Origin of the sequence: Salinimonas iocasae (assembly GCF_006228385.1) — a bacterium.
GTDB classification, from domain to species: Bacteria; Pseudomonadota; Gammaproteobacteria; order Enterobacterales; family Alteromonadaceae; genus Alteromonas; species Alteromonas iocasae.
This window is the reverse complement of record NZ_CP039852.1, coordinates 546845-569291: the sequence shown is the minus strand read 5'-3', so window position 1 is coordinate 569291 and position 22447 is coordinate 546845. Positions and strand designations below refer to the sequence as shown.

18 protein-coding genes are annotated in these 22447 nt (G+C 42.3%); all 18 read right to left on the bottom strand.

From position 1 onward, the window contains the following. Positions 1-87: 87 nt before the first annotated feature. On the bottom strand, positions 88-1791 hold the full coding sequence (locus FBQ74_RS02475; RefSeq protein ID WP_139755168.1) for a glycosyltransferase family 2 protein: 1704 nt from the start codon (positions 1789-1791) through the stop codon (positions 88-90). Continuing rightward, positions 1788-2870 carry a hypothetical protein gene (locus FBQ74_RS02470; protein ID WP_139755167.1) on the bottom strand — a complete coding sequence of 361 codons (1083 nt, stop codon included), beginning with the start codon at positions 2868-2870 and terminating at the stop codon, positions 1788-1790. The genes FBQ74_RS02475 and FBQ74_RS02470 overlap by 4 nt, the downstream gene beginning before the upstream one ends. Before the next feature lie 67 nt (positions 2871-2937). Next, positions 2938-4284, bottom strand: coding sequence for a phosphoglucosamine mutase (gene glmM / locus FBQ74_RS02465; RefSeq protein WP_139755166.1), 1347 nt, complete (start codon positions 4282-4284; stop codon positions 2938-2940). A gap of 30 nt (positions 4285-4314) precedes the next feature. Continuing rightward, the gene (locus tag FBQ74_RS02460) at positions 4315-7083 is read right to left on the bottom strand and encodes a glycosyltransferase (protein ID WP_139755165.1); all 2769 of its coding nucleotides are present in this window, start codon (positions 7081-7083) and stop codon (positions 4315-4317) included. Beyond that, the gene (locus tag FBQ74_RS02455; RefSeq protein ID WP_139755164.1) at positions 7064-7792 is read right to left on the bottom strand and encodes a DUF6270 domain-containing protein; all 729 of its coding nucleotides are present in this window, start codon (positions 7790-7792) and stop codon (positions 7064-7066) included. Before FBQ74_RS02455 ends, FBQ74_RS02460 begins: the two co-directional genes overlap by 20 nt. Before the next feature lie 19 nt (positions 7793-7811). After that, positions 7812-8519, bottom strand: a complete 708-nt coding sequence (locus tag FBQ74_RS02450) for a class I SAM-dependent methyltransferase (RefSeq protein ID WP_139755163.1) — start codon at positions 8517-8519, stop codon at positions 7812-7814. Positions 8520-8551: 32 nt separating this feature from the next. Beyond that, entirely contained in the window at positions 8552-13747 is a 5196-nt protein-coding gene (locus tag FBQ74_RS02445) for a glycosyltransferase (RefSeq protein ID WP_139755162.1), read from the bottom strand. An 84-nt stretch (positions 13748-13831) separates the two neighbouring features. Beyond that, entirely contained in the window at positions 13832-15049 is a 1218-nt protein-coding gene (gene wecC, locus FBQ74_RS02440) for a UDP-N-acetyl-D-mannosamine dehydrogenase (protein ID WP_205912278.1), read from the bottom strand. Then, a complete protein-coding gene (wecB, locus tag FBQ74_RS02435; protein WP_139755161.1) occupies positions 15039-16166 on the bottom strand; it encodes a non-hydrolyzing UDP-N-acetylglucosamine 2-epimerase in 1128 nt (375 codons plus the stop codon). The genes wecC and wecB overlap by 11 nt, the downstream gene beginning before the upstream one ends. Continuing rightward, the gene (locus tag FBQ74_RS02430) at positions 16167-16484 is read right to left on the bottom strand and encodes a hypothetical protein (RefSeq protein ID WP_139755160.1); all 318 of its coding nucleotides are present in this window, start codon (positions 16482-16484) and stop codon (positions 16167-16169) included. 15 nt (positions 16485-16499) lie between these two features. Continuing rightward, entirely contained in the window at positions 16500-17573 is a 1074-nt protein-coding gene (locus FBQ74_RS02425) for a hypothetical protein (protein WP_139755159.1), read from the bottom strand. A 380-nt stretch (positions 17574-17953) separates the two neighbouring features. Beyond that, complete coding sequence (gene rplQ, locus FBQ74_RS02420; protein ID WP_139755158.1) at positions 17954-18352, bottom strand: 50S ribosomal protein L17; 399 nt, start codon at positions 18350-18352, stop codon at positions 17954-17956. A 41-nt stretch (positions 18353-18393) separates the two neighbouring features. Further along, entirely contained in the window at positions 18394-19383 is a 990-nt protein-coding gene (locus tag FBQ74_RS02415; RefSeq protein WP_139755157.1) for a DNA-directed RNA polymerase subunit alpha, read from the bottom strand. 19 nt (positions 19384-19402) lie between these two features. Then, on the bottom strand, positions 19403-20023 hold the full coding sequence (gene rpsD, locus FBQ74_RS02410) for a 30S ribosomal protein S4 (RefSeq protein WP_139755156.1): 621 nt from the start codon (positions 20021-20023) through the stop codon (positions 19403-19405). Between the two features lie 24 nt (positions 20024-20047). After that, positions 20048-20440 carry a 30S ribosomal protein S11 gene (rpsK, locus tag FBQ74_RS02405; protein WP_137168129.1) on the bottom strand — a complete coding sequence of 131 codons (393 nt, stop codon included), beginning with the start codon at positions 20438-20440 and terminating at the stop codon, positions 20048-20050. A gap of 17 nt (positions 20441-20457) precedes the next feature. Beyond that, complete coding sequence (gene rpsM / locus FBQ74_RS02400) at positions 20458-20814, bottom strand: 30S ribosomal protein S13 (RefSeq protein ID WP_139755155.1); 357 nt, start codon at positions 20812-20814, stop codon at positions 20458-20460. 169 nt (positions 20815-20983) lie between these two features. Next, positions 20984-21097, bottom strand: a complete 114-nt coding sequence (rpmJ, locus tag FBQ74_RS02395; protein WP_013786217.1) for a 50S ribosomal protein L36 — start codon at positions 21095-21097, stop codon at positions 20984-20986. Positions 21098-21122: 25 nt separating this feature from the next. Next, the gene (gene secY / locus FBQ74_RS02390) at positions 21123-22442 is read right to left on the bottom strand and encodes a preprotein translocase subunit SecY (protein ID WP_139755154.1); all 1320 of its coding nucleotides are present in this window, start codon (positions 22440-22442) and stop codon (positions 21123-21125) included. Positions 22443-22447: the final 5 nt, after the last annotated feature.

The window sequence follows — 22447 nt, the reverse complement described above, 5'->3', positions numbered from 1 at the left end:
TTGTAAAAAGCATACTTTACCGTTTTATGGCCGGCGCGAAAAGCGACAGACTTGTGCGCACCGCACGGTAGCCCATTTAAATATGGCCTAATATTCTTCTTTAAATTTGATAGAGAAGTTTTCCCGCTTGCGGGTCAAGTTAGGATTGTAGGCTGGATCGTTATCGATGTATTTTTTCCAGGTCGTACGAAGATACTCAAGCTCGCGGTTAAATCGCGCCGCTTTTTCCTCAGTAATGTCCAAGCCCCGCGATACCGACTCGTGGTGAAACAGCTCGGCTTCAGCGCAATAGACGTTGCGTACACCGGTTTCAAGCACCTTCAGGCAAAAATCTACATCGTTAAATGCTACCTGCAGGTCTTCTTCGTTCAACCCACCGACCTCTTCAAATTTAGATTTTTTAACCAGCAAACAGGCGGCGGTCACAGCGCTGTAGTTTTGAGTGGCGATCAAACGATTTATGTAACCGGGGTGGTGACGGGGGAAATATTTGTGCGCATGGCCGGCCCCGTTGCCATAGCCCAATACTACGCCGGCATGCTGAATGCGGCCATCGGTATAAAGTAATTTCGCCCCTACACAACCGATATCCTCGCGCATTGCATGGCCGACCATATATTCTAGCCAGTCGGGTGTGATGACTTCAATGTCGTTATTCACCAGGCCGATTATTTCGCCCTTGGCGTGTTTCACCGCAAAATTGTTAATGGCAGAATAATTGAAGGGATGCGGGTATTTCAGCAAGCGAATCTTTGGATATTTATCCAACTCATCAAAATACGCCAGGCATTCTGGATCGTTAGAGTTATTATCTACCAGCAGGATTTCGTAGTTCGAATAAGTGGTTTTCTCCAGAATCGACTCTATGCAAGCTTTAACTAATGAGAGACCATTGAAGGTTGGTATGACTAACGATACTAACGGCGAGGTTGGCAAAGGCCACCTTACCGAGACAACGTCCTTGCCCTTGGCTTCGACGTCGAATTTGTAGGCTTTGAACAGGTGCTCTGTGCGGTGAAAGTAGCTTTTGACCTGTGCTTTTTGCTGCGGCTGTTTAGCAAAAATAGCGCTCAGCGGGATACGATTGAGCAAGAGGGTTGGTGTTCGAAGATATTCGCCAATTAAACCCAGGGCTACATCATTGCACTCAACAAGCGATTCAGCTAATTGAATAGCATGTGGCGCGACCAATAAAGCCCGCTTTACATAACCCGTGGATAAAAGTAACTCGGGACTCCAGTCCGGTAAAAGCTCGTATTTCTCTAACACTCCGGCACTGTTATCTACGTAACTGTCGAAGTACCAAGCGTCTGACTCGTTTAGGTTTAGTAGGGCGTGAGTAAGAGCCGCGTGGATGACCTCGTTGCCCGCCTGGACAAAAAGCACGGCACGTTGGCCAAGTATTTCTGCCACTTTATTCAAATTCAAAACATCGAGGTTACTTTGCTTACATAAAGTCTCATCAGCCAGCTCACAATAAACGGCATTGCACAGTTTACTTATGCCTTCAATTGACGCCAACGTGGCTGATACATCCCCTTCTCCTAGAATAACAATATTGATATTCTCAGGAAGCTTCGCGCGTTCGAATTTAGTTTGTTGATGAGCGAGATGAACACGGTGTAATTGCCGAGTTTTCTTTTGCGACGGGACTTCATAAGCAATACTGGATTTACGCAGTTTGCTACCATACCACTCGCGAAGATGATGATGACGCCGTAGTTTGTTTTTGGTAGATTCAGGAAGCAAACCATAAGCTCCCTTCACCGACCTAATCAGAAGATCTTTCATATGCTATCCCCTGATGATTTTGACGCGAGTGCTGCCTTACATTTTGCAACTAGTTTTATCCAACCTGGCACTACTTTATTCAAACTAGCGATTCTTTCCGGATTAGTTAGGTTGTCTTGCTGTTTTTGGGCAAGTCTATATGCAGTATAGAGCGCGGTGTAAGTCAGCTTTTTATCTGCCACGATAGTTTTAAGCACAGTTTCGAATTGCGCATTACTCAACTCCTGCGCTTTATAGGGATGATTGGCCAGCGTTTTGCAGAAAGTCAAAAACTCCTTTCCGCGATGAATTTTGTGTTTATCAATAAAGCTATTTAACTGCACCATATAACGCTTTTTAGCCGTTTCAAATTCCTTATCATTTAACAAAGAAAATGCTTCACCACTCCCGTAGCCTTGTAGCGCAAGGTCTAAGCGAGTCTGTAAACTTGCAGAAGGCAGCTGGTTGAACCAGCGCTTTACTTCAATGGCTTCAATTGAGTAAGACGGATTTACCCTGCCAACAGACGTATCTACCTCTGAAGCATCTACACCGATGGCTTCCAGAAAGTCAGGGACCAGACTGCCCTTAACAAAAAGGGATTTATGATAAGGCCGCAAAATGAATCGACCTTCACCTACTACATCAATCTTGCTCGATAGCGTAGTCAATGTGGATTGGGTGTGGCTTGCTGGAGCAAAAAGCGCTGTACGACCATGCCTTTTCACTGCTTGGTTATATGAGGACTGAAGCGTCTCTAGACCAAAACGAATATAACCTACAAACTCTGCTGCTGGAACGTTTTGGCTTATCAGCTCAATATTTCTAAAAAAGAATTCCGAAGAGAATAGCAACGTATGGCAGTTGTTTTGTTGTGCTTTCTCAATTTCGCGCTGATATAAGTTGGGAGAGAATTCAAATTCCCCCTTGTCACCAGAAAAAACAGACCTCAAATTACCAGAGCTTACACCATTTTGGTCTAGGCTATGCTGCGGATAATGAACACCCTGTGAAACTAGCCACTTGGTATTGGAAGAAAGCCATTTTTGTATCGCTGATGTTCCGGTTTTAGGTGGACCGAAATGAAAAATTATCCGCATGAAAACTACTATTTATTGACCTGTATTTAACTTTTTCTATGACTAAAACGATCGACTGTTTGAGCGTTTAGCCTAACTGAGATTCGATCACAGCTGCTAAATCTTCTGCTAACCTAGTCGCCGTATTGTTACATGACGACTCGACCATCACCCGGATCAAAGGTTCGGTTCCTGATTTGCGTAGTACTAAACGACCATTACCTGAAAGCGTTTTATTCAGGGACTGAATCGCTTGTGTTACGACTTCAGTTTCTAATGGATTTGCTCTTGGCGAAGTCCTAACATTGACTAGCGCTTGCGGAAACTTTTCCATGCCTTGCTTAAGAGAGTGCAATGATTCCTTTGTGGAGGCTAAAATAGCTAATACCTGAAGCGCAGCTACAACTGCGTCTCCTGTCGCAGCATGATCCAAGTGCAATATATGGCCCGATGTTTCACCACCAATTTTCCACCCATTTTCTTCAAGTGCTTGCATAACATAGCGATCGCCCACCTTTGTTCTCGTAAATGGAATATTGAGCGACTTTAAGGTTTTCTCAAGGCCAAGGTTGGACATCAAGGTTCCAGCGACGCCCCCTTCGTAGCCTTCTTGCTTAGCAGCTCGCGCAAGCAAAAACAAAATTTCATCTCCGTCAACTATGTCTCCTTCGTTATCAACCATAATAATGCGGTCTGCATCACCATCGACCGCTATACCGACATCCGCTGATTGAGCTATTACTTCCTGTTGCAACATACGTAGTGAAGTGGCGCCACACTCTTGATTTATATTGACCCCATTGGGCTTATCGTTGATAGATATTATTTCGGCGCCAAGCTCTGACAGTACATACGGTGCAACTTTGTAAGCAGCGCCATTGGCACTGTCCACAACAATTTTCATACCTTGAAGACTTAAGTTAGAAGGAAATGTACCTTTGCAATACTCAATATAACGACCTGCTGCATCCTCGATTCTCCTCGCTTTGCCTAACTTATCAGAGCTTACACAGTCGATACCATTGCTAAGCGCGTACGCCAGCTTTTCTTCTACCTGTTGTTGTTGTTCATCAGACAGTTTTGTCCCCGCCTGAGAAAAGAATTTGATGCCGTTATCATAGTAAGGGTTATGAGAGGCACTTATTACCACTCCGGCATCAGCACGGAATGTTGATGTGAGGTAAGCAACTGCAGGGGTTGGAATAGGTCCTGCCAAGGCTATATTAACGCCTGCGGCAGATAATCCTGATTCTAACGCAGACTCAAGCATGTATCCGCTAGCACGAGTATCTTTTCCGATTAGTACTTCTTTTGTTCCAGATGCGGACAAAACCACTCCTGCAGCCCAACCAAGCTTCATCACAAACTCTGGAGTCATTGGAAGTTGTCCAACTTTCCCCCGAATACCATCCGTACCAAAATATTTACTGCTCATTGATGTTTCCAATTTTTATCTTGTAGCTGTTTAGTCAGAGAAATTAAAATGCGCCTGGTAGGACTTGCTAACAGCATCTTCTGTGTAATTACGCTTGGCTTTGGTAAACCCGCCAATACCCAGTGAGGTAAGTTTTTCTCGATTATTTGCGAGATTAATCAGAGAATCTGCAACTCCCTGAATATCGCCAAAGTCTTTTAGTATACCACAGGTATCATCAATCAATTCAGTCAATGCTCCCCAGCGATAAGCCACGACAGGCCTACCGGAAGCCATCGCCTCTAACACCGTACGTCCGAACGATTCTTTAAAATGTGAAAGGTTTAGGACACAGTGTGCGCCATCAATTACCTGCCTGGCATCCTCTGCATAGCCGCAAAAGTTTAGATTCTCTGGCAAGCCCTTCTTACGCCAGTTTTGTACGAAGGAATTTTCAGGACCATATAGTTCAAAAACAATACGAGAATCTTCTTCACTACATAGCCTGGCTACTTTAATGATGTCCTCAATGCCTTTTTTGGGCAGATTGCTACTTAACACCACGACCTTAAGCTGATTACTTTCGGGAAGCTTTTTAGACGCTAACGTATTCGAACGGACAAAATTAGGTATAACCGAAACGTCTTGCTTATCAGGTAGCCAACTGGCAACAACCTGAGAATTAGCGATAAAAGAGCAAGTCATGTTACCTAACCAAGTCCTCAGGTCCTCATGGGAGGCGTTAAGAATATTGCAAAGATCGCTATCATACTCGAGAAGCTCCCTTACATGAATCGTCGTAGGCAGTTCCATCTGACTCGCTGCAATAACAGGCTCACGAAGAACTAATGTATTTATGTATACTTGCGCATCTTGGTATCTTGCAAAAATGGATTTGAAAGCCGTGATTGTTTCTTGGAGTGGCTCAGTTGTTTTATCCCACCACCCATACGGAGTTACAACGACCGAACACGCCCAGGAAGAAACAGCCTTAATATACTCATCATTTGCAAATGGCAGCACTACAACCAAGTTGAATCCTAGTTTGTGCAGTATTTCCAAAGAATCTAAAAAGCTTCGCTCTGCGCCGAACAACTCGTTCGTGACCTGATGACCAATTGCAACTATGGTATTTTTATCTTCATGCCATTTATTGCTCCCGGGCAAAAAAACCGGTCCCGACTTGTCTTGAATGTTTTCTACATAGTTTTCAAGCGCAGTGATATAATCTGTACGCTCAAGAAGAGCAAGACCAGAAATAGTACATTGTGGAGAAGGATCTCGACCTTCATCTAAACCAAATTGAATAAAATGCTTTATGGGATCGACCTTTGCCACACGTAAATCCTGGTATCTATTGAGATACCAGTCACGGTCAAACGCCGAGGCCGCTTGCAACTTGAGCATTAAGTTGCTTTTACGCGCTGAAGGTGAGCCTCTAAAGATAAGAGTTGGTACAGGAAATGACCGCTTATCCGGATCTTCTTCCATATACAGCTTTTTAGCGGTTGCATGCCAATTAATAGCCGCATCATGATAGTCTTTTCTTACACCGCGAAATTGAGTTCGTAGATGGGTTGCTTTAGTTTGGCTTAATGATGCGTCATCTGCTCGGCCGAAGGAAAGTGGGACACCTGGCTTTACTTCAACAATGCTTCTATCACCAAACACTTTTCTTATGCGATGGTAGTATTCAGTATCAGCATTAACTGATACAAGATCCCAATAGCCTAGCTTTTTAAACACTTTTCGCCGAAACATCAGAGATGATACATTTCGATAAATCCAGCCTTCTTCCATGCGCCAGCGTTGAAATGTCATATCAGGAGTTGTACGAACCCAATGAGAGACTGAAGCCATCAGTTTTGGATTCCACTTCAATGCATCAACTTGAAGTCGAATCTTCTGCGGATGCGACCAGTCATCCGCATCGTGAGTCGTAATCAAACTTCCTTTTGCAATATTCAAAGCCTTGTTGCGAGCTGCATATGCCCCCCGGTTCTTCGGTAGCGATAACAGCTTAACTCGACTATCCTTGTTACTAAATTCACTGATTATCTCTTTGGAATTATCAGTTGAACAATCATCAGAAACGATAATTTCAATACGCTGATATGACTGATTTAAGAGACTGCGAAGTGCAGTAGCTATTGTTTTTTCGGCGTTGTAGCATGGAATAATTACTGTAACTAAAGGATCAAATTTTTTAGAATGTTTTTTCGAAATTGCTTGAATTTCATCAAGTGAAAAACCTTTAGATACATCTAATAAAGATAGTTTTTCATTCGCAAAGATAGTATTTAACCGCTCAAGTTTCTTTTCGTCATCGCAGAGCATAGATGCTGCTAGAACTTTATCTGCGCTTTCTGTCCAGAAAGAGTCTGTAACAAGTAAGTTACACTGGTCATAGAGGCTGTTGTTGTAGTACACAGAAAATAGTAAAAGATGGGCGTTATTGACACCTACAATTTCTAACGCCACATAACTTTCTAGCAAACGCTCACTGAGTCGCAATGCTTCATTCCATTTACCGATGCTTGCGAAATACCGCAACAGAACCCAAGAACTGCAGGAGGCCTCAATGCTATCTTCAGAATTAATCAGTCTCTTTAAATGATCTACTATGGAGCGGATGTCTTCAGAAGCAGATTTCCAGAGTTGCTCGTCGAGTTCTAAAGCATAAATTCTAAATGGTAACCGACCTTCGTCCTTACCAAATCTCAGAAAATGTTCCTTTGCATCCATACCTGAAAGCATCACATCTGAGTACTTCTCTAAGTACCAGCGTTTGTCAACTAGATCAACTAAATTGTGGATCATTTCGTATCATATCAGTCATTTTTGTATAGTAGTCACTAGTATAGTGAAATGGTGACTCCCCCCACTTATGGTTCGAATCTGCTACAAAATCTTGTGAGTTAAAAGTAAAAAAATTAATTTTATCTAACAAGCTTTCAGCATAACCATATCGTGAATTTAAATAAGCATTCTCTTTTTCAATCACTGAATTTGAAAACTTACTCAAGCTTTGTCCGCTTTGGTTTCTGTTCGCCCAAAAAGCTTTGTTGATTCTAAGTTTGTGTAATGAACCACTTTCTTTAAGCTCTTTTAAAAACCTGTTAAAACCCAACTTCCATAACACATTGTAGACATCACCATGATGAGAGATTCGATTCGTAATAGAATTAGGCTCACAAACAGACATAAACTCTACAGAACGAGTTGCCAAGCCAACATTTTCATATTCTACCAAGTCAAATCGATCATCAATAAAATCTACTATTATTAATTCAAAATCTTTGACCCTTAGCTCATTATGCAATTTTTTTCTTAAATCTGACTCGACCATTCTTTTCTGAAAATTCGACTTAAAATTTGCGTAATGGGGGAACTTTTCTATAGAAGGTGAGGCTTGGGACGCAAAACTTGTTCTGGCGAGGTAAGATACTAACTGAATTTCACCGTCGGAAAATAATTCTATTGCATCGCGAGATACACAACTACCAAGAATAAAAATACTTTTTTCCATGTTATACCAGATAAGAAAACTATTTTGAAAGAATACCTAAGCCCTTTTCAAGCTTTAGATATCTTAGTGATAAGGAAAATTGCTTTGCCCATTCTTCACAAATTTCCATTTCCTCTTTTCTAATGGTGTCATCCATCCAAACCTGAGCTTTAGAGCTCATTTTTTCATAGAGAGCCGGAACTGCTGGGAAGCGACTGTAAGCGCAGATTGCTTGTGGCGGTCCGTCTACCCACAAAAGATCAATTTTTTCGAGCGTTTGAAACTCAATAATATTATACCATTCATGCGAACCTCCTTTATATAATAAAGCTTTGTCGTTAACTGGTGATTTTTTTGCCAGCCTCAGTTCCACAAAGTCGGTAAGATCATTCTTTTCAAGCTCTATTCTTGTTTCTTCTAAATAATTTTCATCATGATCAAATGAAAATACTTTACCAGTTCCGTTATCTCGTACAGCGGCTGCTAAAATTAATGTCGAAGCCCCACTTCCAAGCTCAACAATATTCTCACTCTTTGTGTACCTGACGTGTTCGTATAGCTTTAATAGAACATCTGGCGAGGCAGTCCATCCCCTTAGCGGAGGTAAACTATACTTTAGCCTTATATTATTTTGTATCCACATCAGAGATTCAAGCTGAGTAAATAATCTATTTTGAACTGTAACCAAATCCCTTGACATTTTTTGGGATATAAATCGAGTTTCTTTTCTTAACTCTTCTATATTCATAAAAACCCTACTAATAAATCGTTACGGAAGACCTAGCGTAAAATTGATTTAATACCAGAAAATACATTTTTCAAGCAAAACAACTTCATTTTAGAGTCTGGAAACTTAGCAAACTTATCTGATAAAATCTTAGATTTAATTTCAAGAATATCTTCAGAGATATTCTCGTTCCCGTACAGTTCTTTTGAACCTTCCCAAGGTCTTACTATAGGTATTGCTCCTGATGCGGCGCCTTCCACAATTGCCATATGAAAGCTTTCATGATCACTTACCGATAAAATAAAACCGATTTCTTGATACCACTGAGGCATATCATCTCCTTGAGGATCAAAGATAACAGCATCTTTTAAAAGAGGGTCAGTTTCTATTCTTCTATATTGTTGATTGAACCATTCCATTTCCTCTGGGCGATTCAGCATCCAGGGATAATCTTCTGCTCGCTTGCCTTTAACTCTTAATATGAATTCTTGATCATCTTTTCTCAGAGCTTTTAAAATATCCAGCGCTCTATCTAAACGCTTGCTCTGCGGAACCATGCCAACTAAGCCTAAGACTTTTTTCCTTCGCGCATCAATTGCTTTTTGTTGAAATTTTTCTAAATCAACGCCGTTGTATATCAATTTTCCATTAGAAGCTAATATCGGAGTTCTTTCTATAGCTTTCCGGAGCATGTGAGGTCCAACGAATATTACTGAGCTAAACTTCTCGAATGGAATACTCTCATACAATGGACTTCTCAACTCTTGAGCATGTAACCTCCCCACTAAAACTTTACTTGAAGGTGTATTCTTCCCATACCAGATGGCATTACCCAGCATCCATTCGCAGAAAACGATATCGGCCTGCTCTAACAAACGCCGACTCACTTTAGCATCATGCTTAGTATGACTTTGCCAAAAGTCCAATAAGATACGAATTTTTTCTTTTTGAAAGAGACGATAGAATGGTTTAATAAACTTAAGATCATGTCCTGCTATCAGTAAAGTTTTCTGTATTACGCAATTAGGTTTAGTTTCATTCTCGATAGAAGGCTTGCGTATCACTAGTGCTTCTTTGCTGCTCGTTTCCGCTACAATATTGCGTAGCAGATTATCTGTATTATTTTGTATAAGTATAAGGCGAGAGTTTTGTCCAGCAGCGCAATACGAAATTGCCTCATCGTTACCACCGACACTTGTTCTTTCTGAATCAAACTGAACACGCTGTTGTGGAGCATAAAATGTTGGCCATAAAAGATCTTCGATATCATGGCTTTCCAATTCCACACCACTATTATCAATCACTAGATAAACTGACTGTCCTTTTGACTTTTGTTCGCTTAACTTCTCACAACTTATCCCATTCTTCTGTAAATATATCTCTGCTTCATCAATAATTTCTTGATAATAGATGTGGGACGGTAGGATCGTTTGTTTAATAAGCTGTTGAGCTAACTTGGTTGTTAATGTATCAACGATAACACTACATTTTGGAATATTTGGAGCTTTTACAGTCATTCCTGCCGTACGCAACATTTGAGTGAGTCTAAATTCAGTCGTATGGGCACGCATTACTGCCCTTGCGCCCGCGAGGCCTTTTCGCCAGCGATATCCTGGGTATTGAAGAATTGCTTCTAATGCTTCTGCAGCCTGGGTTTCGTTTTCGATAATCTGAGCATTGTTTTCGAGATATTTGTTCATTCCCAAAGCAGGCCCCGAAATAACCATACTTCCACATGCAGCCACTTCCATTACTCTACGCGAGAACATCGTGGGCGAATCTAAAACCGAATTAACATTAATTTGTGCTGGATGAGCTTTATACGCTTGGATCATTGCATCATATGTCAAGCTACCTGCTACATAACTTCCCAATCCTCCTGGGTATTTGTATGGTGAATCTGGGTCATTGTGTTGACGGTCATATATTGTCAGACCGAGTGGCGCGGCCGCTGACATGATCTTATCCATATACTCCGTACGTTCAGGATAACGTGCACCATAATATGTACCGCCGTAGGCTACCGTTGACTCCCATTTTTTAGTGCTGGGCAGCAAATTGTGAATTTTAGGTGAGGCATAGAATGGACAGCTACTTGCTGTCTTGGTTATAGCATTTGGAATACCTAAGTAAGGAATTATTCTACGGCTATCTGTAGTGAATACGTGGTCACATTGACTGGCGACTTTTTTAAATCGCTCAAAATGTACAGGATCTTCTTTATTCCAAAATAATGTTGGAATATTTGTAGCTCGGCAATAGTGCAGTAATGCTTTTATTGTGCTGAATTCTTCATCAGAGTAATAACCGATTTTTTTATGCCATTGCCAGTCGTTTCCCTTCCAAGCTGATTCTACAAAAACAACATCAACTTTTTCGGATTCAATTTCCGACTTCCAATTTTCCGGGCTTAAAGCAACCGTATTGACAGCACTTGCTATTGTATCAGTTGTAAACGTGTCTGCTATGATACCAATTGTCAAGTCTGCAAGCGTTTTGCTTTTAAATGAGGTTGTTTTCTTACTATTTTCTGTAAGCAAATGGTGTAAAGCTGAAGAGTAGTTTTGGGAAACTTTATTCCAGTTACGGTTCGACTCAATCCAAGAGCGTGCCTTGCTGCCTAATCGCTCTCTTAGTTCAGGAGAAAGAATTAGGCGCTTAATTGTGTTAGCAAGAGATGCAGCACTGTCCTTTTGGAAAAGTAGCGCGCGCTCATTGTTTCCAGCCATAGTAATATGAGGTGAAACATCTGATAAAATTACAGCTTTACCCATCGCCATCGCTTCAAGTGGCTTTAAAGCAGATACCATTTCAGTTACTGGTGACGACAGTCTTGGAATAGGCATAATATCCATACAAGAAATATATTCGCCAACTTCTTCGAATGCTACTCTTCCGGTAAATCTACAATTTTCATCAATTCCTGAATTATGAGCTTGTTCTTTGATTGCATCAAAAACCTTTCCATCACCTACCAGCAAGAAAATGAAATCTTGCCCGTTTTCTTTCAACTGGCTGAGCGCCTTTATCAATAAATCCAGCCCTTCATAAGCCACAGCGCTTCCTGCGTAACCTACGACCGGAACATTTTCGGGTAGATTAAGTTTCTCTTTCATTACTACAGAGCGCTCGACGGGCTTAAAAGTTTTCTCATCGACGGCATTAGGTATAATCTCAATCGTATCGCGCGGTACGCCCCAGCTCGAGACCTCATCAGCTAGCTCGTTTGTCAGCGTTAAAACTAAATCAGCATTCAATGCTGCATCTTGCTCCAGTTTCCGCATTAAATAGTAACGATCCGAATCCGCCCATTCAGGCTGAGAGGATGCCTGGGTGACCTCCCATAAGCCACGCATTTCGTATACAAAGGGTATACCTAGTCGCCTTGCTGCAGTCAAAGCGGGAATAGCGGTTATATGATTGGAAGCGGCAATTATAAGTTCAGCACCGCTTGTTTGAGCTTCTCGGAGATAAAAGTCAGTTGCCTCTGCAAAATATCTGTCCAATGGTGTCTTGTCTAAATTCCAGCCGGCGCAGGCTGAATATACGATACCCTCAATGCGCTCCTCATGTAGACCTTTGCTGATCTCTTTTATATTGGCATCCCACGGATAACCTGGTCGGGTCGCACAGCGAACTTGCCAACCGGCTGCTGATAAGCCTTTTGCAATTCCGTGTGACCGGGTTGCATAACCATTTGTTGTATAGGGCAAAGATTGATGCAAACAATAGAGAACAGAACTCTTTTTCGTTAGATAGCCAGGATTTGGTTGACGGGGTGGTAGGGATATTTTTGCTCTTAGTCGATCTAGTCCAGAAACAAATGCTTCAAAATCCATCTCGATTTTGCTAAAGCGCTCGCCCTTCAACCGAAGATTTTTTAATACTGTAAGCGTATCGGTAATGTTGCCTTGCTTGTAGAACCATCTACTAGCCGTCGCATAATCTACGATGAAGGGCAATTTCGTTCTTGTAGATGGCTTGGACCCGCGTTGCTGCCTTAAAGCAAAAACGACAGACTTAATTGCCGTGTCAAAAAGGTGTTCTTTTAGTGCGTGAATATATTTGACGTCTAACTCGGGCTCATCTAGCTGTTTAGACAAAGCTTCTTTCAGTTGCTCAACATCATTTGGAGTGAAGTAAGAAATCTGACCTTTCGCTCCAGAAATGTCTTTTAATGCGGGCAGATTAGAAAGAACCAGTCTTTTTCCCCTAGTGATTGCTTCGACCGCTTTCATCGGAGGTACTAGTTCACAAACTTTATAGGCAAGCCGCGGTATTGCAATTACATCAATAAGCGAATAGTAATCTTCTACCTCAGTGTGCGGAATGCGTCCAACACGTATTAACCAATCCGGTTGAGTAGCCTGCTCAGGATTATCAGATGAGTAGCTATGCGGATTCTCGTCACCTACTAACACCAGTTTTATCGGCTGTGTAGTAGACAGGCTCTTACATGCCTCAATGAGAAGCGATAATCCTTCATAATCATTTACGCTTCCTATATAGCCTACGACTCTATCAGTTTGCGCAATGCCTAATCTATCTCTTAAAATTTCATTAGTTTGTACGCAGGGTGAAATTTTATTTACGGCATTGTTCACAATATCAATTTTTTCGAAAGGCACTCCCCTCTCTACAAGCTGATTCTTCATTGCAGTATTTAACGTAAATACTCGAATTGCTTGTTGTGCCAAAAACGTATCAAGTTCAATTTCAAGCTTATAGTCGTAAGATTCGCTATACTCTGGATTTTTAACCTCCCTGGTAAGCTCCCAAAAGCCGCGTACCTCATAGAAAAATGGAAGTCCCAACTTTTTCGCTGCTATCCAAGCAGGTAGAGCAACTATCCAATTCGACGCTGCCATTACAAATTCAGGTCGGTAAAGCCTTAATTGCTCGCAAAAAATGTCAACCGAGTGTTCTAAATGCTCTATAGCATTAGAAGGTATGCTTTCACCCCAAGGAAAATGTAAATACTCCACACCGTCTTCTAATTGACAGACTTCACAGTCAATATCTTCATGCAACTCCCAGGGTCTACCTGGACGTACCATACACAATGTATTAAAACCGTTAGCGTTTAACGCAGAAGCAATATTATGCGTTCTCACAGCATACCCGTTATTGGCGTAGCTTTTACCATGACTAACAAAGTATGCAATTTTATTCTTTACTGGCAAAACAACGGAGTCCTCAGACTCATCAGCGAGCGACTTTGCTATTGATAATAAGGAATTTCGGGTCATGGCGTACCTTAGACTAGATTTTAATGTGGCGGAGCAAGATTGTGTATACACGAAGTAAGCCTCCCTTCGGAGGCTTATAGAATGTTACTTAAACAAGCCTGCGAAATCTAAAGCATGCTCGTTAGGGGAGTGTGTTTTGAATTGCTTGTGTGCAACCAGGTAAACCAAAATATCAGCTTGGTCAGCCTCAGTTTCGGAAACCAATGTCAAATTTTGTACTTTCTCAACATTTGGTTCCACAGCAACGACGTTTAGCTCTTTGCTCAACGCAATTGCAATACGAAGAGCAGGAGACTCGCGCAGGTCATCAATGTCAGGTTTAAAAGCTAACCCCATGCAAGCTACTTTAGGCTGTTTCCCATGTTGATTTTCAAACTGCAGTGCTGCGTTTTTGACTTTTTCGATTACCCAATCTGATTTGTAATCGTTCGTTCGCCGCGCTTGCTCAACCATTTTAGCTTTGCCGTTGGCAGAGTTGACAATAAACCAAGGATCAACGGATATACAATGGCCACCTACTCCACAGCCAGGCTGTAGAATATTGACTCTCGGATGGTGATTCGCCAGCGATATCAGTTCATACACATCAATGTCCATATCATCACTCAACATAGACAGTTCATTAGCGAAGGCAATATTGACGTCTCTAAACGCATTTTCCGTTAGTTTTGCCATTTCTGCAGTCTTCGCAGTGGTTTCCAACACTTCGCCCTGTACAAAACTACGGTAAAAATCTGCTGCCGCGTCGGTTGAAGCTTGGTTGATACCACCTACTACACGGTCATTTTCTATCAGCTCACGCATGATGTGACCAGGTAGTACCCTTTCAGGCGAGTGGGCAACATGAATCTGAGAAAGATCTACACCTGCTTTTTCAAGTTCATCTGCCATCATCTGTGTTGTGCCAACAGGAGATGTAGACTCAAGCAAAACAAGATTACCTGGCTTAACATGGGGAGCGATAGCCTGAGTTGCTTTTACCACGTAATCTACATTGGGAACTGGTGAATTGGTAATAGGATTAAGTTGGTCGTGATGAAATGGCGTTGGTACAGCAACCAGGAAAATATCAGCTGGAGCCGGCTCTAAATGTGCTGTCAGCATGCCACTGTTCACTGCGGAATTAACAAACGTGTCAAGGTCAGGCTCAACGATGTGAATCTTGCCTTCGTTAATTGTGTCTACAGCATGTTTGTCTACATCGACGCCGTGAACTTTAAACCCTCTGTTTGCCAATAGCGCTGCAGTTGGAAGGCCTATGTAACCAAGTCCTACAACACAGACTGTTTTATTAATTTCCATGATGATCCTTTAAAATCTGAATAATTCTATCGCAAGCTTTACCATCACCGTACGGGTTATGCGCAAAGCTCATATCTTTGTAAGCCTGTTTGTCGGTCAATAGACGAGTTAGGCTATTTGAGATTTTGTCGATATCCGTTCCTACTAACTGAACTGTGCCTGCGTCAACTGCTTCCGGGCGCTCTGTAGTATCACGCATTACTAGTACAGGCTTACCTAAAGATGGCGCCTCTTCCTGAATACCACCCGAGTCAGTCAAAATGATATAGGCTTGATTCATCAAATAAACAAACGGTAGATAATCCTGAGGCTCAATTAATTTAATATTGGAAACACCGCTCAATAATCTTTTGACCGGCTCCTGCACATTCGGATTAAGATGGACAGGATAAAGAATTTGACACTCTGGATGTGCCTCGGCAGTGCGGGCAAGCGCAGAACATATGCGTTCAAATCCGCCACCAAAACTCTCTCTGCGGTGACCGGTAACAAGAATCAACTTTTTATCGCTATCTAAAAAATCGAACTTGCGTTGCATTTCAGATAACAATCTCTCGTCACTGTCGAACTTTGCAGACACTTTAAGCAAAGCATCAATTACAGTATTCCCCGTCACATGTATCGCTGCCTGCTGAATTCCTTCATTCAGAAGATTAGACTCAGACTTTTCAGTTGGCGCAAAATGTAATGAACTAATGGCGCCGGTCAACTTTCTATTTGCCTCTTCTGGCCATGGTGAATAAATATTGCCTGTTCGCAAACCAGCTTCAACATGCCCTACAGGGATTTGCTGATAATATGCTGCTAAACTTGTTGCAAAAGTCGTCGCTGTATCACCATGTACCAATACAATATCAGGTTTGAATTCTGAAAAGACCTGCTTCATACCTTTGAGTATGCCTGAAGTTATATCAGTAAGATCCTGACCAGGTTTCATCAAGTTTAAGTCAAAGTCTGGTGTTAGCTTAAACAAGTCGAGTACCTGGTCCAGCATTTCTCGATGCTGGGCAGTCACGCATACTTTAGAGTTGATACCATCTGTAGATGCCAGTTTTAACGCTAATGGGGCCATTTTTATGGCTTCCGGCCTTGTTCCAAATACAGTTAAGACTTTCATTTACTCAGCTTTCCCCTTTCGTTTTCGCTGCTCTAATTCTCTATAATAAGCTTCAGCTAAAGATTGTGTTTGCTCTAATTGTTTTTCGAGAGCTGTAATATATTTTTGTTGACCATGGGTTTGATTTAAATCGCCGTTATCAAGACATGGAGTCGTCTTATGAGTCTTAATTTTTATTTTACATAAAGATATGTTCACCGCTACAAAGTCGGAACCATAAACCTTCCCAGCTTTTTGGTAATACTGCAAAGCCTCGGCAAAGCGATTTTGCCTATACAGCCTATTTGCTTTCTGAATGATTAGATCGTTATTAACCATATTTGTCTCGAACTGTTAAGGAAGCGGCCGCTTCTCATCCCTACCAAACCTCAAATAATGAACAAGTGGATTCAACCCCGCAGCCTTGACATCCGGATGAAGTCTTAAGTATTTATTTCCGTTAAAATTATCGGATGGATTTCTTCCTTCATTAGCACCAAATTTTAAATAGTGTTCAGCGGCATCCTTACCGGCCTTAGCAACATCAGGATTTTGTAACAAGTACCATTCTGAATTAAAAAATCGGCTTGACTTAATTAACCTCACGTCGGATTGAAATTTCCTCAGTTTTTTTAATTTAGCAGCAACTATTCGATCTATACGCCATCCCTGATATTTATCTTCCGGTGGGGGGAGAGTTGCGATATCTATGCTATTTTTGGGTGCGTTATTAAACGACAGATACAACTCTTCATATTTTTCTTGAACATATAAAAGCTGGGTAGTTAGTGCATTATAATCTTTTTGGAGTAGTTCAAGCTTATTTTTATATAGATTATGGAGCTCTTCTAATTCCCATGTAAGATAAAGGTTATCTTTTTCTAAATCTTTTACTCTAATAATCTCTTTACTAAGCCCATCAATATCGTACTTGCGAGACTTACTCTTATTAATTTTTCTACTTTCTACAAATTTAAGAATTGACAAATGATAAGAAGAAGAACTAATTAAGTTTTCAGTAACTAATTGCTCTGAAAGAGATACAGTTTTTTGTGCAAGAAAGTTGATATTATCTACCCACTTTGCGTTCTCATAAGCTTGCGGGTTGTAGATATCTAAAAATTTTACTCGATTTAATAGAAAATTATCTACTAATGGTGTGTAAGTATCAGCCCATTGCTTAATAACCTCATTTATTCCTTCGAAACCTGCATATCTTTGAACTAAAATAGGAAGAGGTTCGTAAGCAATTAAAACATCATTGGAGTCAGTCAAGTGAGTAACCGTTTCCACATCAAGTATTTCAGGAATTATACTACATGACTCAGAGCCACCCTTGATATGCTCTAAGTGCGTAATACTTGATGAGTTCTGATTGTTAAACCTCTCCCATGCATCAGTTTTTGCAACACTGACGATAACAGGCATTTTTGTACTCCCACCTAACATTAAGCCTCTGTGTAGACAATGCTGCTTATTTATCATTATCTAAGGCTTGAGAGCGCGGCTCTCAAAAAATTGCTATGATTATAACAGAACCCTACATTATATTTTAAGTGAAAAATTTAATCATAGAATTGTCTCGGATTAATAATTTAGTTGAACATTACAAGTATATGCATTTCACTAATTATGAAATTTTGCTGTTGAGGCTTGTTGATTGTAAGAAGAGGATGAGACTTCGAATAAAGTGAATAGATGAGGTGATAAGTTAAGGTAAGCTACTATTTAGCACTAGTGAAATCATTATAACGGTACAAAAAAACCCCGCCGGAGCGGGGTTTTTTATTTACTTAAGCTTGTTCGGCTTACTCTTCAGTTTCCGCCGCTTCTTCAGCAACTTCAACTTCAGGGCGGTCTACTAGCTCAACGAATGCCATTGGGGCATTATCGCCTGCACGGTAGCCACACTTAAGAATGCGTGTGTAACCGCCTGGGCGGGCCTCGTAACGAGGACCTAGGTCGTTGAATAGTTTACCTACAACCTCTTTATCACCAGTACGTGCAAAAGCCAGACGGCGGTTTGCTACACTGTCTTGCTTAGCAAGTGTGATTAGAGGCTCGATTACGCGACGTAATTCTTTCGCTTTGGGTAACGTCGTTTTGATCACTTCGTGCTTGACCAAAGAGCCGGCCATGTTTTTGAACATAGCTTGACGATGGCTGCTGTTGCGATTCAACTGACGACCACTCTTACGATGGCGCATAGTTTTATCCTTCTCTACAAATCAGTTTGATAAAAACCTGATTAATCTTTGTCAGCGATGCTCTCTGGTGGCCAGTTTTCCAGGCGCATACCCAGAGATAGACCACGAGAGGCTAACACGTCTTTGATTTCAGTTAGCGATTTTTTACCAAGGTTTGGCGTTTTAAGTAGCTCTACCTCAGTGCGCTGAACCAGGTCACCAATGTACTGGATAGCTTCCGCTTTCAAGCAGTTTGCAGAACGTACTGTCAGTTCCAGATCATCTACAGGGCGAAGTAGAATCGGATCGAACTCCGGCTTCTCTTCTTTCTGTACTGGCTCTGACACATCGCGCAGGTCAACAAAGGCATCTAACTGCTCAGCAAGAATCGTTGCTGAACGGCGGATCGCTTCTTCAGGATCCAGAGTACCATTTGTTTCCATGTCGATGATTAGCTTGTCTAAGTCTGTGCGCTGTTCAACACGAGCAGACTCAACAGTGTATGCAATACGCTCAACGGGGCTGAATGAAGCATCAACTAACAAACGACCAATTGGACGATCATCATCTTCTGAGGAGCGACGGGTAGAAGCTGGAATGTAACCACGGCCCATTTCTACCTTGATGCGCATACTGATTTCAGTTTCGCCAGTCAACGTACAAATTACGTGGTCAGGATTCACAATCTCTACATCACCATCATGCTGAATATCACCAGCAACAACAGGGCCAGCGCCAGACTTCACTATCGTTAACGTAGCTTCGTCTTTGCCTTCAAGACGAACTGCTAAACCCTTCAGATTCAGCAAGATTTCGATGACGTCTTCTTGCACACCTTCTTTGGTGCTGTACTCGTGTAGTACGCCATCAATTTCAACTTCGGTTACTGCACATCCAGGCATGGATGACAGTAAAATGCGACGCAGGGCGTTACCCAGAGTATGACCGAAGCCACGCTCCAGCGGTTCCAAAGTTACTTTGGCACGAGTAGGAGAAACGTTCTCGATCTCAACTAATCTCGGTTTTAGGAATTCAGTCACAGAACCCACAATGCTTCCTCTTTAGTTAGCTTTACTTAGAGTAAAGTTCGACGATCAACTGTTCGTTAATATCAGCAGACAGGTCAGTTCTTTCAGGAACGCGTTTGAACGTGCCTTCCATTTTATTGCTGTCAACTTCTATCCAGGTTGGCTTCTCACGTTGGTCAGCCAATTCTAAAGCAGCAACGATACGCGCTTGCTTTTTAGCTTTTTCACGAACAGAAACCACGTCTTCGGCAGAAACGTTAAATGATGGAATGTTCACACAACGGCCATTTACCATGATCGCTTTGTGGCTAACCAGCTGACGTGCTTCTGCACGAGTGCTGGCGAATCCCATACGATAAACTACGTTATCCAGACGCTGCTCTAAAAGCTGAAGCAGGTTTTCACCTGTGTTGCCTTTAATACGTGCAGCTTCTTTATAGTAGTTGCGGAATTGTTTTTCCAGAACGCCATACATACGACGAACTTTTTGCTTTTCACGCAGCTGAACACCGTAGTCAGACAGACGGCCACGACGGGCACCGTGTTGACCAGGCGCTGTATCGATTTTACATTTTGAATCGATTGCGCGAACGCCGCTTTTCAGGAACAGGTCGGTTCCTTCGCGACGGCTAAGTTTGAGTTTTGGACCCAAATATCTTGCCATGTTCTTTCTCCAACTGTCCGTCGATTAAACGCGACGTTTTTTCGGTGGACGACAACCGTTGTGAGGAATAGGGGTCACATCGGTAATGTTTGTGATCTTATAACCAGTAGCGTTAAGTGCACGGATCGCAGACTCACGGCCTGGACCTGGACCTTTAACAAATACTTCTAGGTTTTTCAGACCGTATTCTTGTGCAGCAACACCTGCACGCTCAGCAGCAACCTGTGCAGCAAAAGGGGTAGATTTACGTGAACCACGGAAACCTGAACCACCAGATGTTGCCCATGCCAGAGCGTTACCAGAACGGTCAGTAATAGTCACAATCGTGTTGTTGAAAGACGCATGGATATGAGCCATTCCGTCTGCAACCTGACGTTTAGCGCGTTTACGCGTTGTACGAGTTGGTTGTTTAGCCATAACTTATACTCCCCCGCTTACTTCTTGATTGGCTTACGAGGACCTTTACGGGTACGCGCATTTGTTTTAGTGCGCTGACCACGTAGAGGCAAGCTACGACGGTGGCGTATACCACGGAAGCAACCCAGGTCCATCAAACGTTTGATGCTCATGGAGATATCACGGCGAAGATCACCTTCAACCATGAATTTACCGACTTCTTCACGCAGCTTCTCTACAGTCGCTTCGTCAAGGTCTTTGATTTTTGTTGATTCTGCAACACCAGCGTTAGCACAGATCTCTTTAGCACGAGTTGCGCCTACACCATAAATCGCTTGAAGCGCGATTACAGTGTGCTTGTGTTCAGGAATGTTAATGCCAGCGATACGGGCCATTAACAGCACTCCTCTATATTAATATTGGTCGACAGCCTAAAAAGCCCGATAGGATACTTACCCGTCGACTAAATTGCAACATTAGGTTCATTCTAACGTAACAGACTAAGCTGAACCTGTCAGGCTCAGCTTAAAATCTATTCAAAAAGAATTTACCGCGTTTTTATGATTAGCCTTGCCTTTGCTTATGCTTTGGCTCTGTACAAATCACACGCACAACACCGTTGCGCTTGATGACTTTACAGTTACGGCAAATCTTCTTTACTGATGCACGAACTTTCATTACATCACTCCGTAGTGCACTAATCTTAGCGGCCGTAGCCTTTAAGATTAGCTTTCTTCAGAACAGACTCATACTGACTAGACATCAGATGCGTCTGTACCTGCGCCATAAAGTCCATGATAACTACCACAATAATGAGTAGTGACGTACCACCGAAGTAGAACGGCACATTCCAGGCAATTAGCATGAATTCAGGCACCAAACAAATAAAGGTTATGTAAAGAGCGCCAGCCAGTGTCAGGCGAGTCATTACCTTATCGATATAACGTGATGTTTGTTCACCCGGACGGATACCAGGGATAAATGCACCAGACTTCTTCAAATTATCTGCTGTATCGCGAGGATTGAATACCAGCGCGGTATAGAAGAAACAGAAGAAAATAATCGCTGCTGCATAAAGCATCACGTACAGCGGCTGACCAGGGGACAGCATTAATGCTACGTCCTGCAACCAAGCTGTTGATTCATTCTGACCGAACCATCCTGCGATAGTTCCGGGAAACAGAATGATGCTGGAAGCAAAGATTGGTGGGATAACCCCAGCCATATTAACCTTTAATGGTAAATGAGTGCTTTGCGCAGCATAAACCTTACGGCCCTGCTGACGTTTAGCGTAGTTTACCACAATCCGGCGCTGTGCACGTTCAACGAACACGACCAGATAGATAAGGCCAACAATGATGGCGCCAATCAATAACAGGAATAATAAGTTAATATCACCCTGTCTTGCTTGTTCCGCGGTCTGACCTATCGCTGTTGGCAGACCGGCAACAATACCAGCAAATATCAGGATAGAAATACCGTTACCGATACCTCTTTCAGTAATTTGCTCACCCAGCCACATCAGGAACATAGTTCCTGTGACCAAGCTCACTACCGCTGTAAAGTAGAATCCGAAGCCAGGACTTATCACCAATCCATTAATCAGGTTTGGCAGGTTGGTCGCGATTCCAATTGCTTGGAAAGTAGCCAGTATCAGCGTCAGATAACGCGTATACTGACTGATCTTACGACGGCCTGCCTCGCCTTCTTTTTTAAGCTCCATCATCGGTGGGTGAACCACCGTGAGCAACTGCATAATAATGGACGCAGTAATGTATGGCATAATGCCCAAAGCCAGAACGGATGCACGCTCAAGAGCGCCACCGGAGAACATGTTAAACATTTCTACGATGGTACCTTTCTGCTGCTCGAACAAGTCGGCCAGGACCGCAGGATCAATTCCAGGAATCGGGACATAAGACCCCAACCGGAATACTACGATCGCACCGAATACGAACAACAATCTCGCCTTAAGCTCACTAAGGCCGCTTTTCGCGCCCGAATCCAATCCTGGTTTAGCCATCTAGC

Excerpts from the sequence above, each read along its gene's own strand:
- glmM (WP_139755166.1), bottom strand. The coding sequence starts at position 4,284 with ATGAGCAGTAAATATTTTGGTACGGATGGTATTCGGGGGAAAGTTGGA.
- rpmJ (WP_013786217.1), bottom strand. The coding sequence starts at position 21,097 with ATGAAAGTTCGTGCATCAGTAAAGAAGATTTGCCGTAACTGTAAAGTC.
- rplQ (WP_139755158.1), bottom strand. The coding sequence starts at position 18,352 with ATGCGCCATCGTAAGAGTGGTCGTCAGTTGAATCGCAACAGCAGCCAT.
- secY (WP_139755154.1), bottom strand. The coding sequence starts at position 22,442 with ATGGCTAAACCAGGATTGGATTCGGGCGCGAAAAGCGGCCTTAGTGAG.
- FBQ74_RS02460 (WP_139755165.1), bottom strand. The coding sequence starts at position 7,083 with ATGATCCACAATTTAGTTGATCTAGTTGACAAACGCTGGTACTTAGAG.
- rpsK (WP_137168129.1), bottom strand. The coding sequence starts at position 20,440 with ATGGCTAAACAACCAACTCGTACAACGCGTAAACGCGCTAAACGTCAG.
- FBQ74_RS02445 (WP_139755162.1), bottom strand. The coding sequence starts at position 13,747 with ATGACCCGAAATTCCTTATTATCAATAGCAAAGTCGCTCGCTGATGAG.
- rpsD (WP_139755156.1), bottom strand. The coding sequence starts at position 20,023 with ATGGCAAGATATTTGGGTCCAAAACTCAAACTTAGCCGTCGCGAAGGA.
- wecC (WP_205912278.1), bottom strand. The coding sequence starts at position 15,049 with ATGGAAATTAATAAAACAGTCTGTGTTGTAGGACTTGGTTACATAGGC.
- FBQ74_RS02470 (WP_139755167.1), bottom strand. The coding sequence starts at position 2,870 with ATGCGGATAATTTTTCATTTCGGTCCACCTAAAACCGGAACATCAGCG.
- FBQ74_RS02475 (WP_139755168.1), bottom strand. The coding sequence starts at position 1,791 with ATGAAAGATCTTCTGATTAGGTCGGTGAAGGGAGCTTATGGTTTGCTT.
- FBQ74_RS02425 (WP_139755159.1), bottom strand. The coding sequence starts at position 17,573 with ATGCCTGTTATCGTCAGTGTTGCAAAAACTGATGCATGGGAGAGGTTT.
- FBQ74_RS02450 (WP_139755163.1), bottom strand. The coding sequence starts at position 8,519 with ATGAATATAGAAGAGTTAAGAAAAGAAACTCGATTTATATCCCAAAAA.
- FBQ74_RS02455 (WP_139755164.1), bottom strand. The coding sequence starts at position 7,792 with ATGGAAAAAAGTATTTTTATTCTTGGTAGTTGTGTATCTCGCGATGCA.
- wecB (WP_139755161.1), bottom strand. The coding sequence starts at position 16,166 with ATGAAAGTCTTAACTGTATTTGGAACAAGGCCGGAAGCCATAAAAATG.
- rpsM (WP_139755155.1), bottom strand. The coding sequence starts at position 20,814 with ATGGCCCGTATCGCTGGCATTAACATTCCTGAACACAAGCACACTGTA.
- FBQ74_RS02430 (WP_139755160.1), bottom strand. The coding sequence starts at position 16,484 with ATGGTTAATAACGATCTAATCATTCAGAAAGCAAATAGGCTGTATAGG.